17 protein-coding genes and 1 pseudogene are annotated in these 16,173 nt (G+C 63.7%); 7 read left to right on the top strand and 11 right to left on the bottom strand.

The features are described from left to right. Positions 1–20 precede the first annotated feature (20 nt). The 3 genes from OCX61_RS15945 to OCX61_RS15955 form a co-directional block, all read right to left on the bottom strand. Positions 21–1,145 carry an FAD-dependent oxidoreductase gene (locus OCX61_RS15945; RefSeq protein WP_261940370.1) on the bottom strand — a complete coding sequence of 375 codons (1,125 nt, stop codon included), beginning with the start codon at positions 1,143–1,145 and terminating at the stop codon, positions 21–23. A 139-nt stretch (positions 1,146–1,284) separates the two neighbouring features. After that, complete coding sequence (locus OCX61_RS15950) at positions 1,285–1,623, bottom strand: Rieske (2Fe-2S) protein (protein ID WP_400808596.1); 339 nt, start codon at positions 1,621–1,623, stop codon at positions 1,285–1,287. 12 nt (positions 1,624–1,635) lie between these two features. Next, positions 1,636–2,577, bottom strand: coding sequence for a VOC family protein (locus OCX61_RS15955; protein ID WP_261940372.1), 942 nt, complete (start codon positions 2,575–2,577; stop codon positions 1,636–1,638). Between the two features lie 275 nt (positions 2,578–2,852). Here OCX61_RS15955 and OCX61_RS15960 point away from each other — a divergent pair, with 275 nt between their 5' ends. Together OCX61_RS15960 and OCX61_RS15965 are read left to right on the top strand one after the other, a co-directional pair. Next, positions 2,853–3,791 (top strand): LysR family transcriptional regulator, encoded by a 939-nt coding sequence (locus OCX61_RS15960; protein WP_261940373.1) that lies wholly within the window; start codon positions 2,853–2,855, stop codon positions 3,789–3,791. 180 nt (positions 3,792–3,971) lie between these two features. Next, entirely contained in the window at positions 3,972–5,129 is a 1,158-nt protein-coding gene (locus tag OCX61_RS15965) for an alpha/beta hydrolase family protein (protein ID WP_261940374.1), read from the top strand. A 125-nt stretch (positions 5,130–5,254) separates the two neighbouring features. Here the strand turns inward: OCX61_RS15965 and OCX61_RS15970 are convergent, their stop codons facing one another. From OCX61_RS15970 to OCX61_RS15985, 4 genes are all read right to left on the bottom strand, one after another. Further along, positions 5,255–6,607 (bottom strand): sensor histidine kinase, encoded by a 1,353-nt coding sequence (locus OCX61_RS15970; protein ID WP_261940375.1) that lies wholly within the window; start codon positions 6,605–6,607, stop codon positions 5,255–5,257. Continuing rightward, positions 6,583–7,248, bottom strand: coding sequence for a response regulator (locus OCX61_RS15975; protein WP_261940376.1), 666 nt, complete (start codon positions 7,246–7,248; stop codon positions 6,583–6,585). Before OCX61_RS15975 ends, OCX61_RS15970 begins: the two co-directional genes overlap by 25 nt. 74 nt (positions 7,249–7,322) lie before the next feature. Continuing rightward, positions 7,323–7,733: a hypothetical protein gene (locus tag OCX61_RS15980; RefSeq protein WP_261940377.1), complete on the bottom strand. Its 411-nt coding sequence runs from the start codon at positions 7,731–7,733 to the stop codon at positions 7,323–7,325. A 16-nt stretch (positions 7,734–7,749) separates the two neighbouring features. After that, positions 7,750–8,514 (bottom strand): COG4705 family protein, encoded by a 765-nt coding sequence (locus OCX61_RS15985; protein WP_261940378.1) that lies wholly within the window; start codon positions 8,512–8,514, stop codon positions 7,750–7,752. Between the two features lie 232 nt (positions 8,515–8,746). Between OCX61_RS15985 and OCX61_RS15990 the strand changes: the two genes are divergently transcribed. Next, a complete protein-coding gene (locus tag OCX61_RS15990) occupies positions 8,747–9,673 on the top strand; it encodes a LysR family transcriptional regulator (protein ID WP_315973281.1) in 927 nt (308 codons plus the stop codon). Between the two features lie 20 nt (positions 9,674–9,693). On the opposite strand, the gene OCX61_RS15995 is transcribed toward OCX61_RS15990, so the two are convergent. After that, positions 9,694–10,155: a Rid family hydrolase gene (locus tag OCX61_RS15995; RefSeq protein ID WP_261940380.1), complete on the bottom strand. Its 462-nt coding sequence runs from the start codon at positions 10,153–10,155 to the stop codon at positions 9,694–9,696. Between the two features lie 264 nt (positions 10,156–10,419). On the opposite strand from OCX61_RS15995, the gene OCX61_RS16000 reads away from it, so the two are divergent. Further along, complete coding sequence (locus OCX61_RS16000; RefSeq protein ID WP_261940381.1) at positions 10,420–11,106, top strand: hydrolase; 687 nt, start codon at positions 10,420–10,422, stop codon at positions 11,104–11,106. 174 nt (positions 11,107–11,280) lie between these two features. Further along, positions 11,281–11,667 carry a helix-turn-helix domain-containing protein gene (locus OCX61_RS16005; protein ID WP_261944325.1) on the top strand — a complete coding sequence of 129 codons (387 nt, stop codon included), beginning with the start codon at positions 11,281–11,283 and terminating at the stop codon, positions 11,665–11,667. Positions 11,668–11,702: 35 nt separating this feature from the next. Here OCX61_RS16005 and OCX61_RS16010 read toward each other — a convergent pair whose 3' ends face one another. After that, entirely contained in the window at positions 11,703–12,653 is a 951-nt protein-coding gene (locus OCX61_RS16010) for a GlxA family transcriptional regulator (RefSeq protein ID WP_261940382.1), read from the bottom strand. Positions 12,654–12,759: 106 nt separating this feature from the next. Here OCX61_RS16010 and OCX61_RS16015 point away from each other — a divergent pair, with 106 nt between their 5' ends. Beyond that, positions 12,760–13,557 (top strand): SDR family NAD(P)-dependent oxidoreductase, encoded by a 798-nt coding sequence (locus tag OCX61_RS16015; protein ID WP_261940383.1) that lies wholly within the window; start codon positions 12,760–12,762, stop codon positions 13,555–13,557. Between the two features lie 132 nt (positions 13,558–13,689). Beyond that, a complete protein-coding gene (locus OCX61_RS16020; RefSeq protein WP_261940384.1) occupies positions 13,690–14,697 on the top strand; it encodes a zinc-binding alcohol dehydrogenase family protein in 1,008 nt (335 codons plus the stop codon). A gap of 93 nt (positions 14,698–14,790) precedes the next feature. Here OCX61_RS16020 and OCX61_RS16025 read toward each other — a convergent pair. After that, a pseudogene (locus OCX61_RS16025) lies at positions 14,791–14,934 on the bottom strand (hypothetical protein); the annotation flags it as partial. Then, positions 14,930–16,171, bottom strand: coding sequence for a cytosine deaminase (gene codA / locus OCX61_RS16030; protein ID WP_261940386.1), 1,242 nt, complete (start codon positions 16,169–16,171; stop codon positions 14,930–14,932). The gene codA and the pseudogene OCX61_RS16025, both read right to left, overlap by 5 nt. Positions 16,172–16,173 lie beyond the last annotated feature (2 nt).

The following is a 16,173-nucleotide window of genomic DNA, read 5'->3' on the forward strand; positions in this document are numbered from 1 at the left end:
GGCGCCGCGGATACGGGGAATCAGAGCGGCCGCGCGGTGACCTCCAGCATCTGCTTGACCAGACCGATACGGTCGAAGGACCGGTCGCGCTGGATTTCCTTCTCGCCGGCCAGCAGCGACATCTCGCTGATGTACTTGCAGCGCTCGAAACGCCTGTCCATGAAGCGCCGCAATTGAGCATCCAGGCTGTCGCCAGCGGTAAGCTCTTCGGCCAGCACCACCGCGTCTTCGATGGCCATGCCCGCGCCCTGCCCCAGGTGCGGCGTGGTGGCATGTGCGGCATCGCCAATCAGCAGGACACGGCCGCGATACCAGGGCTCATCGACGAACACGGCCTCCAGCGGCTTGTAGACCACGTCGGCGTGGTCGACGATTTGCGAGCGCAGCTCACCGATCAGCCCACCAAAACCGGCCAGGCGCTGACGCAGGCCGTCGGCCAGGGTGGCGGGCTCCATCCAGGGATTGCCTGGCTCGTGGGAGGTGGTGAACAGGTACATCAGGTCATCGGCCAGCGGCACCAGGCCGGCGTTGCCCGAAGGCCCCTGGTAGTTGGCCAGGTGGTCGATGCCAGCAGCCCGCGGGAAGTTGTAGCGCCATACCGACTGCCCGGTGAAGCGCGGCTGATAACGGTCGCCGAACAACAGGCCGCGCACCTTCGAAAACAGCCCGTCGGCGCCGACCACCAGCCCATAGCGGCCGTGGCTACCGTCGCTGAACAGCACATCCACTGCGCTGTCGTCCTGCTCGAAGCGTTCCACCGAGGTGCCCAGGCGCACCTGGGTACCCAGTTCGATGGCGGTTTCGCTCAGCACCTTGTGCAGGGCACGGCGTGAAATGCCGACATTGGCCGGATAATGCGGGCCGGCCAGGCGCTGCCCGGGAATGCGCGCCAACTGCTGGCCCTCGGTGGTGTAGATGGCCACGTCCTCGAAGGCATAGGCCGCGTCGAGATAGGCATCGAGCAGGCCCAGGCGATGCATCTCGCGCACCACGTTGCTCTGCTGGATGATACCGACGCCGTAGACGGTCCACTCGGTCTTCAGCTCGACCAGGTCGACGGCGATGCCCTTGCGGCGCAGGGCAATGGCAGCGCATAGCCCGCCAATCCCGCCGCCTACGATCAGCACGGTGTTCACAGTATTCATGGCATGTCTCACGTCTTGTTCTTGTTGTCCGCCTCGGCATGCGCGGCGGCCGTTTCCTGTGCCTGCGCACAGCTTCCCGGCTGCGCCGGGCTTTGACCAATCGCGTCGCGGGATGCGACCTATCGCGCGGCGCGATGGCTCAGCGATCGAACTGCGACAGCGGCAATAGCAGCCAGCCGTCCGCTTCCTGGTAATCCAGCGCCTGCAGCGCCTGACCACGGCAGGGGCCATGGACACAGGTGCCGTCCTCGGGCCTGAAACGCGCGCCATGGGCATAGCAGATGACCCACTGGCCATCGGCACTCAGAAAGCGATCCTTGCGGTACTCCAGCGGCACCTGCAGGTGCGGGCAGCGGTTGCGGTAGACACGTACCCGGCCCCCGTGGCGGAGCACGAACAGGCTGTCCGCGCCCTGGCCATGCGGGTCGAAACCCCGTGCCTGCCCTTCCACCACTTCGTCCAGCCGGCACAGCACCAAGCCGCTCACCGATCAAGCCGACTTCGCAGGTGGTCCCCCCGGTGCCCATTTCTCCCGTGAGGTGAAGAGGAACAACTGCGAGTTGTCCGCTGACATGGGCGCCTCACGTGCGGCCCACGCGTCATCGTGCTTGTCCATGTCGGCGTCGTACTCGATATGGCAGCCCAACGGGCTGTTGAAGTACCAGAACCAGTTGGACCCCAGCAGGTGCCGGCCTGGGCCCCAGAAGCTGGTCCAGCCCCGTTGCTGGAAGCGCGTGCCGGCCAGCAGTACCTCGGTGCCGCTGCCCATGTGGAAGGTGAAGTGCTCGCAACCCTGCATGTGTGGCGGGGTCTGGATCATGAACAGGCAATGGTGGTCGTCCATGCCGGCCGCGCGCATGAACGGGCCGACGCCGCTGAAGCTGTCGGTGGTGACGAAGCCCAGGCGATCGCGGTAGAACGCTTCGCCCTTGGCCGCGTCAGGCACGAAATACACCACGTGCGACAACGTGCGCGGCCGTGCCGGCATGTCCGGGGTGATGCCCAGCTGGTTTAGCGGGCGTTGCGGCGCGTTGCCGGGCGCATTGGTCAGGTCGGCAGGCGCCTCGAAGGCACGCCGGCAAGTGACCTGGAAGGCGATGGCAAAGCCCAGGTCGTCGAAGCAGTGCAATGCACCGTCGGCATCGCGGCGCACTTCGCGATCCCGGCCCAGTTCATCGGCGATAGCCGCAAGATCGCCCGCCGAAGCGACACCGTAGACAGTTTCGCGCAGCGACGGGGTTGGCCCCAAAGCCGGCGGCAGGCTGCTGTCGTCGCCGCGACGGATGATGATCGCGGTACCGTCCAGGGCTTCGAAACGGCCACCGTCAGCATCCAGCCTGGTGGCCGTCAGGCCGTAGTCACGCAGGCAATCGGCACAGGCCTGGATATCGTCGACGCCGAACACCAGCGCATCGAGACCAAGAATGTTCATGGCTACCACTCCATTGAAATTGTTATTCGGCGAGGCAGGGTCACCGGTCGTGGGTCGGGGCGGCGCAGCGGCCGTTCGACTGGAGCGCAGATTGCTCGGCGCCGGGGTGGCATGACCAATCGCGAGTCAGGATGCGAGGCATCGACATTCGCGATACCTGTGTGCCGGCCCATGGTGCCTGGCGTTGGCTCTCGCCGTGGAGCACGGGTCTTGACGTATCGACAATGCAGCGGGAAGGTATCGCGAAAACAACTACAAGAACCGAGAGCTATCACATGCGCTTTCACCACCTGGATCTGAACCTGCTGGTCGCCCTGGACGTTCTGCTCGAGGAGCAGAACATCACCCGCGCCGCCGAACGCCTGCACATGACCCAATCGGCCACCAGTGGCGTGCTCGGCCGGTTACGCACGTTTTTCGAGGATGAGTTGCTGGTGCAGGTCGGCCGCAAGATGCAGCCGACGCCCTATGCCCTGGAGCTGGCAACGCCGGTGCGCGAGGTGCTGCTGACCATCCGTTCCTCGATCACCGCCAAGCCGGTGTTCGAACCGGCCAGCAGCAAGCGCCACTTCCGCCTGGTGGCCTCGGACTACCTGATCAGCGTGCTGTTCGCCCAGGTCATCCAGAACATCCACCAGCAGGCGCCGCACATCACCTTCGAGATGATCAGCCCAGGCGACAGCAGCGCCGAGCTGCTGATGCGCGGCGAGGTCGACATGATGATCGTGCCCGAACGCTACCTCATCGACGGCCACCCGGCGCAGCTGCTGTTCGAGGAAGATCATGTCTGCGTGGTCTGGCGCGACAACCCCGAAGTCGGCGAGCAGCTGACGCTGGAACAGTACATGCAGATGGGGCATATCTCGGTAGGTTTTGGTCGCAACCGGCATTTGAGCATCGAGGACTGGTTCATGAGCCAGTACGGCTTCAACCGACGCCTGGAAGTGATCACCAATGATTTCAACACCCTGCCCCAGCTGCTGGTGGGCACTGCGCGAATCGCCACCATGCACCGCCGCCTGGCCGAGCTGTACGCCGGCTACCTGCCCCTGCGCATCCTGCCGCCGCCGGTAAAGATCCCGGTCATGCGCGAATTCATGCTCTGGCACCGCAGCATGGATGGCGACCCCATGCACCGCTGGCTGCGCGAGCGCATCAGCGACTTCATCCAGCGCGCCGAGCAGGAACCGGCGCCACTTCGCGCCAGCGCCTGAGCCTCAGCCATCGCCCCGGCCTGCGCCAGCGCGGCCGGGCATCGCGTTTGGCGATACCTCGCATCCCCGATCACGATTGGCCTCGCCCTGCCCCGTCTGCGTACCTTGCCTTCGAACCCCGCCCTGCGTGCCTGCCGCAATCATGGGCGCCGGACCAACGACCGCAGAAGGACAACAAGAATGTTCCGTTACTTCCCCACCAACTACGTCTGGAACCTCTCGGTGGACCTGGCCATCGAAATGGGCGCCCGCATGGGCGAGATCGAAGAAATGTGTGCCCCGTTGCAGGAAGCCTCCAGGCAGCCCGACGCCGCTGGCACCCAGGCATTTCGGGAAACCTGGTCGACCATGGCCGACAAGCTCTGTGTGCTGGCCGAGGAAGACCAAGCCGCTGGCCGGCGCCTTTCTGCCGGCGAGAAATACAACCGCGCCGCTACCTACTACCTCACCTGCGAACGCCTGCAGGCCCACGGCGCGCCGGGCCGCGCGGCGCTGTACCAGCGTTTCCTGGAGACCTTCGCGCGGGGTATCGACCTGGCCAGGGAAAATTGCGAGCGGGTCGAGATCCCCTATGAGGGCAAGCACCTCTCGGGCTTGCTGGTACGGGCAGAAGGCGTGAGTGGCCCGGCGCCACTGCTGGTGCAGGTCAACGGCCTGGATTCGACCAAGGAAATGAAATACCGCGTCGGCCTACCCGCCTGGCTGGCCAAACGCGGTGTGTCATCGCTGATCCTCGACCAGCCTGGCACCGGCGAAGCGCTGCGCCTGCAGGGCCTGACTGCCCGCTACGACAGCGAGCACTGGGCCAGCCGCGTGGTTGACTGGCTGGAGACCCGCGCCGATGTCGACCCCAAGCGCATTGGCATGGAGGGGGTGTCCTTGGGGGGTTACTACTGCCCGCGCGCGGTGGCCTTCGAACCGCGCTTCGCCTGCGGCGTGGTGTGGGGCGCCAACCACGACTGGCGCGATGTGCAGAAACGCCGCCTGGAGAAAGAAGGCAACTTCCCCGTGCCGCACTACTGGGCGCACGTGCAATGGGTCTGGGGGGCGAAGGATATGGACGCGTTCATGCGCATCGCCGAGAACGTGCACCTCGACGGCGTGCTCGATCGCATCCGCGTGCCATTCCTGGTCACCCATGGCGAGAAAGACTCGCAGATCCCGCTCAAATGGGCGCACCGTACCTATGAGCAACTGGTCAACAGCCCCAAGCGCGAGCTGAAGATCTTCACCGACCGCGAAGGCGGCGTGCAGCATTCCAGTTTCGACAACAGCATCAATGCCGGCCATTACATCGCCGACTGGGTAGCCGAGACCCTTGGCGGTCATACCGCCTGAGCTCCCCGGCCGGCACTGCCGACCCGCCACCAGACGGCGCCCCAGGGCGCCGCTTGGCATTTACGTGTACGCCGAATCAGCTATCGATGGCGGGGCATCGACAGCGAACGCCCGCCAGCGAAGCGTCAATCGGCATCAGCCGGCCACTGCAGGCACACGCGCCAGCCCAACTGCGTTGCATCATCGGCGTAACCCACCGCCACCTCCCCGCCAGAGCGCTGGACGATGGTACGCACAATCGACAGCCCCAGGCCGGAGCCTTCCCCGACCTGTTGATTGCCCCGATAGAACGGATCGAATACACGCTCCCAGTCTTGCGCAGGAACACCAGGGCCATCATCACGCACACACAGTCTGAGCCCTTCGGCACTCTGCACCGCCTGCACATCGACATGCCCCCCCACCGGTGCGTGCCGGATGGCGTTCTCGACCAGGTTCTTGATCACGGTCCGCAGCTCCACTTCCTGCATCGGCAACAGCGCATCGTCACCTTCCAGGCCAATGTCCAGCTGCTTCTGCTCTGCCAACGGCATCAAGTCCTCCAGCACCAGGCGGCAAGTTTCATGCAGCGACACCGAACCTGGTGACGCCTCGGCCAGTTGCGCGCTGGCCAGTGCCAGCAACTGCTCGACCAGCTTGCGACTCCTGCCGATACCACGGCGCAGCCTGGCCACGTGCAGCCTGGTGCGCTCCGACATGGCTTCGTGCTCAAGGCCCTCCGCCTGCAGCGACAGCGCGGTGAGGGGGGTACGCAGCTCATGGGCCGCATCGGCTACGAAGCGCTTCTGGCCTTCAAGGGTGCGCGAAACGCGCCCGAGCAGCCGGTTTATCGCCTGTACGAACGGGCGTATTTCGGTCGCCAGCAGGCGCTCATCGATGGGGCGCAGGTCCTGATCGTCGCGGGTATCGAGCATGGCCGCCAAGGTCGAGACCGGCCTGAACAGCTCGCGGATCAGGTTGGCCACCACCAGCAGCAATATCGGGAAGAGGATGGCAAATGGCAGCAATGCACGCCATGCACTTTTGCGCGCATCACGATTACGGCTGTCGATTTCCTGCACCACGGCAAAGCGCCTGCCGGAGGTGTCAGTACTGACCAGCACGCGAAAAGGTTCGTTGCCCACCACCAGCGTCGACAGGCCATTGGCCACCGAGCCCGGAATCGGCAGTGGCAGCTGGCTGTCATCGGCATGGCTGACTGACTGGCCATCGGCCAGGTACTGGATGACGATACGGGTTTCTTCATCATCCGCGGCCCCAGGCTGCGCGCTGCCTGAGTAATGAAATGCCAGGCCCTGGCGCAGGTACAACGCGGCCACCTGGTGCAAGCTCTTGTCTTGCAGGTCGAGCGCTTCATCGTACGCGGTGAAGTAGCTGAAGGCCCCACTCACGGTCGCTACCAGCAGGATCGCGACCGACAGCGCCACCGACAGGCGCAGTTGCAGCGACTGCTTCAGGCGTGTTTTGAGACCATCCATCCCAGCCCCCTGATATTGCGAATCACGTCCTTGCCCAACTTGCGGCGCAGCCCGTGGATGATGAACTCCACGGCATTGCTTTCTACCTCGTTGCCCCACCCGTAGATGCGGTCTTCCAGTTCGCTGCGCGAGAGAATGGCCCCGGGGCGCACCAGCAACGCCTGGAGCAAGGCAAATTCACGGTTGGAAAGCTGCACGGGTTGCTGATCGAGCACGCGTGCGCATTTGCTGACCGGGTCCAGGCTCAGCGTTCCATTGCCCAGTTCAGGGGCCGCGCGCCCGCCCTTGCGGCGCATGACCGCGCGCATCCTGGCGAGCAGTTCAGCCATCTCGAAGGGTTTTTGCAAAAAGTCATCCGCCCCGCCGTCCAGCCCGCACACCCGGTCATCGAGCCCCGCGCGTGCGGTGATGATCAGCAGCGGCACCGGGTTGTCCGCTGCTCGCAGATTTTGCAGCACCTGCAGGCCACCCTGCCCGGGCAGCCCGAGGTCGAGCAGTACCTGGTCGTAGGGCTGGGTACGCAGGGCCGCTTCGGCCGCCAGACCGTCAGCGACCCAATCCACGGCGTAGCCCGCCTCGCCCAGTGCGTCCTGCAGCGCCTGGGCGATCATGCTGTCATCCTCGACCAGTAATACCCGCATGGCCTTCCCCGCTATCAACCTGTGCAGGCAACAATAGCCCGAGCGGCCGGTGACCGATAGGCTATCGCCGCGTTTCAGCCCTGCCCCTGCAGGGTATCGAACGCCTTCAGCAGGTCGGCCATGGCCGCCTTGCATTGGCCTTGTTGAGGCTGGCTGGCCCGCAACGCATCCAGGGCGTGGTCGATTGCCTTGTCCAGCACATGCCAGTCGCTGGCGGCACGCGGCTTGATCCCGGCCTCGGCGTCGTCCCAGGTCTTTTCCAGGTCCCTGATACGTGCCTTGGCCGCGGGCAGGTCCTGGGCATCCACCTTGGCGGCGACATCCACGGCAATGGCCCGGAATGCGCTGAGGTCGCCCAGCTTGGTCGGGGCATGGACGCCAGCGACCTGTGGCGGTTCATCCGGCTTGGAACAGCCCTGGGTTACCAGCAATGCGCTGGCGACACAGGCAATGGCAAGGGCTTTGAGCAGAGCGTTGGAAATCATGGGTGTTACCTCACTATCAAGGGGTAAGTCGCTTGGTTTGGCTGGCAGCGAACTGGGCAACGCAGACCAGGATGAAAATGACGCAAAGGAAGATCGCGCTGGTCCAGGTCGCCCCCATGCCGAGGCCACCGTAATCACGGGATTGGGTAAGCAGGTCACCCAGCGAGGCGCCGAGCGGGCGGGTCAGGATGTAGGCCACCCAGAACACCAGCACCGTGCTGGCACCCAGGCGCCAGGCAAGCAGGCAGGCAGCGATCAGCACGGCGAAGATCACGCAACCGAAACTGAAGCCAAGCCCCAGTGCCTCGGTCGCCAGATCACCACCGGCAGTACCCAGGGCGAAGGTGCACAGGACGGTGGCCCAATAGAAGGCTTCGCGGCGGGCAGTGACGATTTCGCGAATCGACAGGTTGCGCTCCACGGCGTACCAGACCGCAAAATTGACCACCAGCAACGCTGAGAAAAATGCCGTGCTGGCATACAGGCTGATGTCCAGTTCGTCAGTCAGGATGTCGGTTATCTGGGTGCCCAGGATGCTGACCAGTACCACACAGAGCCAGTAGATCCAGGGTTCGCAGCTGCGCTTGCGCATTTGCAGGGTCAACGCGCCGGCCAGCAGCACTGCCATCACCGCACTGGTGATGGCAAGGCCCCAGCCGACGTCGACAGCGAGAAAGTCGGCGAAGGTCTCGCCGACCGTGGTGGACATGATCTTGATGATCCAGAAGGACAGTGTCACTTCCGGTACCTTGTTGAGCCAACCGCTGCTGGCAGTCTTCATGGGTGTACCTCCTCCGGCCCCGTCAGGGGTTTTGCCGCGGAGGTTACGGATGAAGACTTAGATGAGCCTGAGGGGGCATGCCGTCGGCCTGCATCGGTTTGAGGAAGCGGCGGCCAGCGCCGCCTTGGCTCACCTGGTCCCTTCTCGTATGATCGGCCCATCCCGATCTGGAACGTGTCATGTGAAGTCGTTACCCGAAAACGCTGCAACTGGCCCGGCTGCCGGCAAAAACATCAAATGGGACGTGAGCGAGGCAGCCAACCAGCTGTCCTGGGACGACTTGCGCATCATCAAGACGCTCAGTGACTGCGGCAACCGCGCGGCCACGGCCAAGAAACTCGGCATCAACGTCTCCACCGTGTCCCGGCGGGTCTCGCAGTTGGAGAAAACACTGGGCGTGGCCCTGTTCGATCACCGCAAGTCAGGCTATCTGCTCACCATCGAGGGCGCGGAACTGCGTGCATTGGCCGAGCGCGTGGAGCTGGACATCGTCAGCGTGACGCGGCGCGTCTCACGGGCTGGCCAGGGGCCTCTGGGCAAGCTTCGCATCACCACCAGCGACTCCCTGCTCCTGTACTTCCTCACCCCCATCATCGCCGATTTCAAAGCCCTGAACGAAGGGATCACCATCGAAGTACTGGTAGGCAACGAATCACTGAGCCTGGCCCGAGATGAGTCGGATATCGCGGTTCGAGCGACCAAGAAACCCGCCGAGAGCCTGGTGGGTCGCAAGCTGGCTACCATCGCCTGGGCCGCTTACGGCAGCAGCAACCACCTGACGCCGACTCCGCTGTTTACGGAGGGCCAGGCATGGGTTTCCTATTCCGCCGCGCTACGAGGGCTGAAAGCGACGAGCTACGTCGAGAGCAGGGTCGCAGCCGAGTGCATCGCGTACCGCACCGATTCGGTCGCAGCAGCAAGCGCGGCCATCGCAGCGGGCCTGGGGGTGGGTTTTCTGCCCTGCATGCTGGGCGATATCACGCCAGGGCTGGAACGCGTCGGCCCGGTAGTGCCGGAGCTTCAGGATGAGCTATGGCTGCTGACGCACCAGGACATCCGCAAATCGTGGCGGGTCAAGGCATTCATGACGTTCTGTGCAGCCGCCGTTGCCAACCAGAAGGCTCTGATCGAGGGCCAACTGGAACTCCCGGTCACGTAGCACGAAACCGGGAGTGCAGGTCACTCGGCCCGTGAGCCAAGCACTGCCTTGCAGGCGATTTCAATCAGCTGAGGGCGCTGGGCAAGCCTGGAGACGCCAATGATGTTACTGGCGCATTGGGGCCGCTCGGTGCCGTACGCGGCCTTGCGCACCTTGCCGACCACGGCGAAGGCCGCGTCCATGTCCAGCACGTAGAGCGTCTCTTCCACCACATCTTCAAGCGTTGCTCCATACACTGCGAGCAGCTTGGCGATATTGTCGTAGGCGACGCGCATCTGCTCGCCCATCGAAGAGAAATCGCAGGGTATCCCATCTCGATCCAAGGGCGCAGGCGCAACCAGGTTGCCCTCCTGGTCATGATTGAACTGGCCCGACACATAGATCTCGTTACCAACCCGCCGTGCCTGCGGATACCCGTAAGTCTTCTCCCACGGAACGCCCCAATAGGCGGTCTGTTCGTTGTGCGGTTGTGAAGCTGTCATCGCATTCTCCTGGCGCAAACCGGATCCGGTAGATCCGCGTTAGCGTGCGAATGCTAGCAGCAGGATGAGCAATCCGTCGGCGCATGAATGCGCCTTCAGGAGCGCAAAAGTGCGCCACCGCTTCGCCCTGCGATTGGCTATCTTGTACTCGGGCTCAAGCAACGGACATTGCCGAGGACGTCACCCGGAACCTCGGCACAGCCTGCAAAACCCAGGCGCCGCGACTTGTGCGATGACCATCATCCAGCAGAAAGGGAAACAACAATGAGCAATCCAAAAACTGAAGTCCTGACCCCGCACAACAGCCAACTGATCTTCATCGATCAGCAGCCACAGATGGCCTTCGGCGTTCAAAGCATTGATCGCCAGACACTGAAGAACAACACCGTAGGCCTGGCCAAAGCCGCCAAGATCTTCAATGTTCCCACCACCATCACGACGGTCGAGACTGAAAGCTTCTCGGGGCATACCTACCCTGAGCTGCTCGCCGTCTTCCCCGAAGCGCCCCTGCTGGAGCGCACCTCCATGAACTCCTGGGATGACCAGAAGGTTCGAGATGCGCTGAAGAAAAACGGTCGCAACAAGATCATTGTTTCCGGCCTGTGGACCGAGGTCTGCAACACCACCTTCGCCCTCTCGGCCATGAACGATGCCGGCTATGAAATCTACATGGTTGCCGATGCCTCCGGCGGTACCACCAAGGAAGCCCACGACTACGCCATGCAGCGCATGATCCAGGCTGGCGTCATCCCGATGACGTGGCAGCAAGTGCTGCTGGAATGGCAACGCGACTGGAAAAACCGCGACACCTACGACGCCGTCATGGAGCTGGTCAAGGAACATTCCGGTGCCTACGGCATGGGTGTCGACTACGCCTACACCATGGTGCACAAGGCGCCAGAGCGCGTGCAGCACGGCCCGACCCTGGCCCCGGTCGCTGCCCCTGTCTGACCCTTGCCAGCCCCTGCCCCCAGGGGCTGTTCACTGACCCGCTGATGGGTACGCCGGCTGGCTGAGCCAGGCCTTCGAATCGAGCGTTATCGTCTGCAGCCTGCGCCAAGGCTGCAGCGGCCTGCGCTGCCTGCTTGAAACGTGCGTGCCCACTTCATTGATAAATGGATTTGTATGAACAGTGACCACTGCACGGTGCTGGCGACTGTCGCACTGAAAACGACCGGACGGCTGAAACCTTGGCAGCTCAAGACTGCCAAGCAGTTGATGCTGGATAACCTGGACACCGGCATCACCGTTACCGAGCTGGCCCAGGCTTGCGCGCTGTCGCGCAGCCATTTCACACGCATGTTCAGGGAAACCGAACAGGTGCCCCCGCAGCAGTGGATGCGTGAGCAGCGGCTGAAGCGAAGCAAGGAGTTGCTGGGTGGCTCCGGGATGTTGCTGGCCGAGATTGCCCTGGAATGCGGCTTCTGCGACCAGTCCCACTTTTGCAGAACATTCGTGAAAGCCGAGGGTATGTCACCGCAGGCATGGCAGCGATTGGAAGCCTGCAGTTGACTGCCCAACCCAGTCTGCCAGCTACGCCCAACCCATCAGCCAGCCACTACCCGTCGTGCGTCCCTGCGCACCGCCTGCGGCGGCACGCCAAACCCACGCATGAACGCCTCGCGCATATGCCGACGGTCGCGAAAGCCAGTCTCCCTTGCCACCACATCCAGGCTGTGTCGGCTCTGCTCGATCATGACGCGGGCGGCCTCAAGGCGCAGGCTTTCCACGGCCTTGGCCGGCGACTGGCCGGTTTCGGCGGTAAACACGCGGGTGAATTGCCGGGGGCTCAGGTGCACCACTTCCGCCAGTTCCTCCACGCTCAGTGAGCGACTGAGGTGTTTGCGCGCGTAGTCCAGCGCGTGCTGGATACGGTCCGACTTGGGCGACATCGACAGCAGCTCGGAGTGCTGGGATTGCCCGCCTGAGCGGCGCTGGTGCATGACCATCTTATGTGCCACCGACCTGGCCAGCTCGGCGCCCAGGTCCTTTTCCACCATGCCCAGGGCCATGTCCAGGGCAGCGGTCATGCCGGCGGAAGTCCAGATCGGGCCATCGACGATGAATATCCGATCTTCCTCCACATCTACCTGCGGGTACAGCTCACGCAGCTTTGGGGCATAGGCCCAGTGCGTGGTGGCGCGCCGGCCATCCAGCACGCCGGCCTGGGCCAGCACGAAACAGCCCGTGCACAGGCCCGCGGTGCGACGGGCGCCGTCGACGAAACCGCGGACACTGGCCAGCACGGCTTCACTCGGGGGCGACAGTGGCGTCAGCGTGCCGGTGACCATCCAGGTGTCTGCAAGACCGGGCGCCCCCAGGGGCAGCGTGTCGATGTGCATGCCCAGAGAGGAGCGCACAGTACCGCCCTCGATGGAGAAATTCTGGATCCTGTACACCGCTTCGCCCGCCGAGATGTTGGCGAATTCGAACACGGTCTGCGTCGCCAGGGACATGACCTGGAAGCCTTCGGTAAGCAGATACCCGACCCGATGCATGGTGAAGCTCCTGCGCTGTATGTCCTGAAAACTTACCATATGCGTCATTCAAGACACAAAGCACTTTCTGCATCATGGCAACACACCCAAGCAATGGAGCATCACCATGACGCAGCAATTCAAAGGCACCGCGCTCATCACGGGCGCTTCCACCGGTATCGGTTCGATCTACGCAGAGCGCCTGGCCCGTCGCGGCTATGACCTGATGCTGGTGGCTCGCAACCGGGAACGCCTGAACGCGCTCGCCGGCCGGCTCACCAGCGAAACCCGGCAGAACGTCGAAGTGTTCCCGGCCGACCTGGGCAATGCCGACGATCTGGCCAAGGTCGAGCGCAAGCTGCGCGAAGACGCCAGCATCAGCCTGCTGGTGAACAACGCCGGCATCGGTACCCACACCACCTTGCTGGAGAGCGACGTGGAGCGCATGGCCGAGATGATCAACCTCAACGTCACCGCCCTCACCCGCCTCACCTATGCCGCGGTGCCCGGCTTCGTCGCGCGTCGCCAGGGGGCAGTGATCAACATTTCATCCGTCGTCAGCCTGGCGCCAGAGCTGCTCAACGGCGTGTACGGCGCCAGCAAGGCCTACGTCACGGCATTTACCCAATCCCTGAACAAGGAATTGGCCGACCAAGGCGTACGGGTTCAGGCGGTGTTGCCTGGGGCCACTGCCACCGATTTCTGGCAGATTGGCGGCTTGCCGGTGGAGAACCTCGACCCCGGCATCGTGATGTCCGCCCAGGACCTGGTGGACGGCGCGCTGCAGGACTTCGACAACGGTGTGCTGATCTCGCTGCCGTCGGTGCACGACCTGCAAGCCTTCGACCACTATCAGGCCAGCCGGCAGGCCTTGTTCGGCCAGCTGTCCAACAACCAGCTCGCACCACGCTACAGCACCAAGTGATTGACGCCCGTCGGTGGCGCTTCACGGTATTTTCACTGCTGAAGTGAAAGTGTTGCGCCATTCTGGCTGTTTATCGTTTCAATCGAAACGAATAGCCTGAGCCCACTTTTCGAATTGCCAAGAGGTAACGCCATGAAGGCTGTCGTTTACACCCAACCCGGTTTGCCGATCCAGGACCCACAGTCGCTGTACGACGCTGAACTGCCCAAGCCGAAACCCGGCGCCCGGGACCTGCTGGTCGAAGTCAGGGCCATCGCCGTCAACCCGGTCGATACCAAGATCCGCGCCAGCCGCGGCGGTGAACAACCCCAGGTGCTGGGCTGGGATGCCGTGGGTATCGTCCGCGAGGTCGGCGATCAGGTGACGTTGTTCCAACCGGGCGATGAAGTGTTCTACGCCGGGGCCATAGACCGCCCTGGCAGCTACAGCGAATTCCACGTGGTCGACGAACGCATCGTCGGGCACAAGCCCCGCAGCCTGGACAACGCCAGCGCCGCCGCCCTGCCCCTGACCTCCATCACCGCCTGGGAACTGCTGTTCGACCGCCTGGGGATAGAGGAAAACGGCGGCAAGGGCCAGTCCCTTCTGGTGGTCGGTGCCGCCGGCGGGGTGGGCTCGATCCTGGTCCAGCTCGCCAGCAAGCTCACCCAGCTGACAGTCATCGGAACAGCCTCCCGCCCCGAAACCCAGAAGTGGGTCAAGGCGCTGGGTGCCCATCACGTCATCGACCACCGTGAATCGCTCCCGCTTCAGCTCCAAGCGCTCAAGCTCGATGCGGTGGACTACGTGATCAGCCTGACCCACACCGACAGCTACCTGCCGCAACTGGTGGAAGTGCTGCGCCCACAAGGCAAGCTGGCGTTGATCGACGACCCGGCGCAACTGGATGTGATGCCGCTCAAGCGCAAGTCGCTTTCGCTGCACTGGGAGCTGATGTTCACCCGTTCGCTGTACAAGACCGAAGACATGATCAAGCAACACCAGCTGCTCGAGCGTGTGGCGCAACTGGTCGATGATGGCGTGCTCAAGACGACACTGGGCGAGCACTACGGCACCATCAACGCCGAACACCTCAAGCGCGCCCATGCCACGCTCGAAAGTGGCAAGGCGCGCGGCAAGATTGTGCTGGAAGGCTTCTGATCTGCAGCCTGGGGCCATCCTTACAGGATTGGCCCCAGCGATCATCGCCGTAAACCTGCCAGTTCGGCCGGGCTCAGCGCAGGATGCAGCCCCTCATACATCCAGCGCCCGAGCCCTCAGCCCGGTGTTGAGAATGCGGTCGTTCTCGCTGTAATCCACCGGGCAGTCGATCACATGCACGCCAGGGTTGGAAATGCAGAACGCGCCGGTTGCTTGGCGCTTGCCAACGTAGTCAGGCAAAGCGTTCGACCTGCGCAGGCGTGCGGCGCATCAGCACCTTGCCGTTGCGCACCGACACCAGCGCATGGCCCTGGCTGCGGACCATCTCGTAGTCATCCGGAGCCGACAGCAGCAGCAGGTTGGCCGGCCGCCCGACCTCGATGCCATAGCGCTCGCCAAGGTTGAGGGTGCGGGCGCTGTTGTCGGTGATCAGGTCCAGGCTGCGTTGCAGGTCTTCGTAGCCGAGCATGTGGCAAATGTGCAGCCCGGCTTCGAGAATGCGCAGGATGTTGCCGTTGCCCAGCGGGTACCACGGGTCGACGATGGAATCCTGGCCGAAGCACACGTTCATCCCGGCGCGGTCGATTTCGGCCACGCGGGTCAGCCCGCGGCGCTTGGGGTAACTGTCGAAGCGCCCTTGCAGGTGGATGCTTTCGGTGGGGCACGAGACGAAGTTGATCCCCGACATCTTCAGCAAGCGGAACAGCTTGTAGCAGTAAGCGTTGTCGTAGGAACCCATGGCCACGGTGTGGCTGGCCGTGACCCGCGCGCCCATGCCGCGCACCCGCGCCTCTTCAGCCAGCACTTCAAGGAAACGCGACTGCGGGTCGTCGGTTTCATCGCAATGCACGTCCACCAGGCAGCCCGTGCGCTCGGCCAGGTCCATGAGGAACTTGATCGACGCCACGCCCTGGTCACGGGTGTTCTCGAAATGCGGAATGCCGCCGACCACATCGGCGCCAATGGCCACTGCTTCGGTCATCAGTGCCCGGCCATTGGCGTACGACTCGATGCCCTCCTGGGGGAAAGCGACGATCTGCAGGTCGACCAGATGGCGCACCTCTTCGCGTACCTCGACCATGGCCTTGAGCGCGGTGAGCTTGGGGTCGGTGACGTCGACGTGGGTACGCACGTGCTGGATGCCATGGTCCACCAGCATGCCGATGGTCTTCGTGGCGCGGTTCTTGATGTCGTCGTGGGTGGTGATTTCCTTGCGCTCGGCCCAGCGTTCGATGCCTTCGAACAAGGTGCCGCTCATGTTCCACTTCGGCTCACCGGCGGTGAGGGTGGCGTCGAGGTGGATGTGCGGCTCGACGAACGGCGCCACCACCAGGTTCTGCTGGGCGTCCAGGTCATCCGGGCTGGCCAGGGCGGCGACGTCGGCCTGTGGCGTGATGGCGGCGATGCGCTCGCCGTCCAGCGCGATGCGGAACAGGCCGGTCTTGCCACGCAGGCGGGCGTTGATGATGTTCATGG

Source organism: Pseudomonas sp. LRP2-20 (assembly GCF_024349685.1).
Classification (GTDB): Bacteria; Pseudomonadota; Gammaproteobacteria; order Pseudomonadales; family Pseudomonadaceae; genus Aquipseudomonas.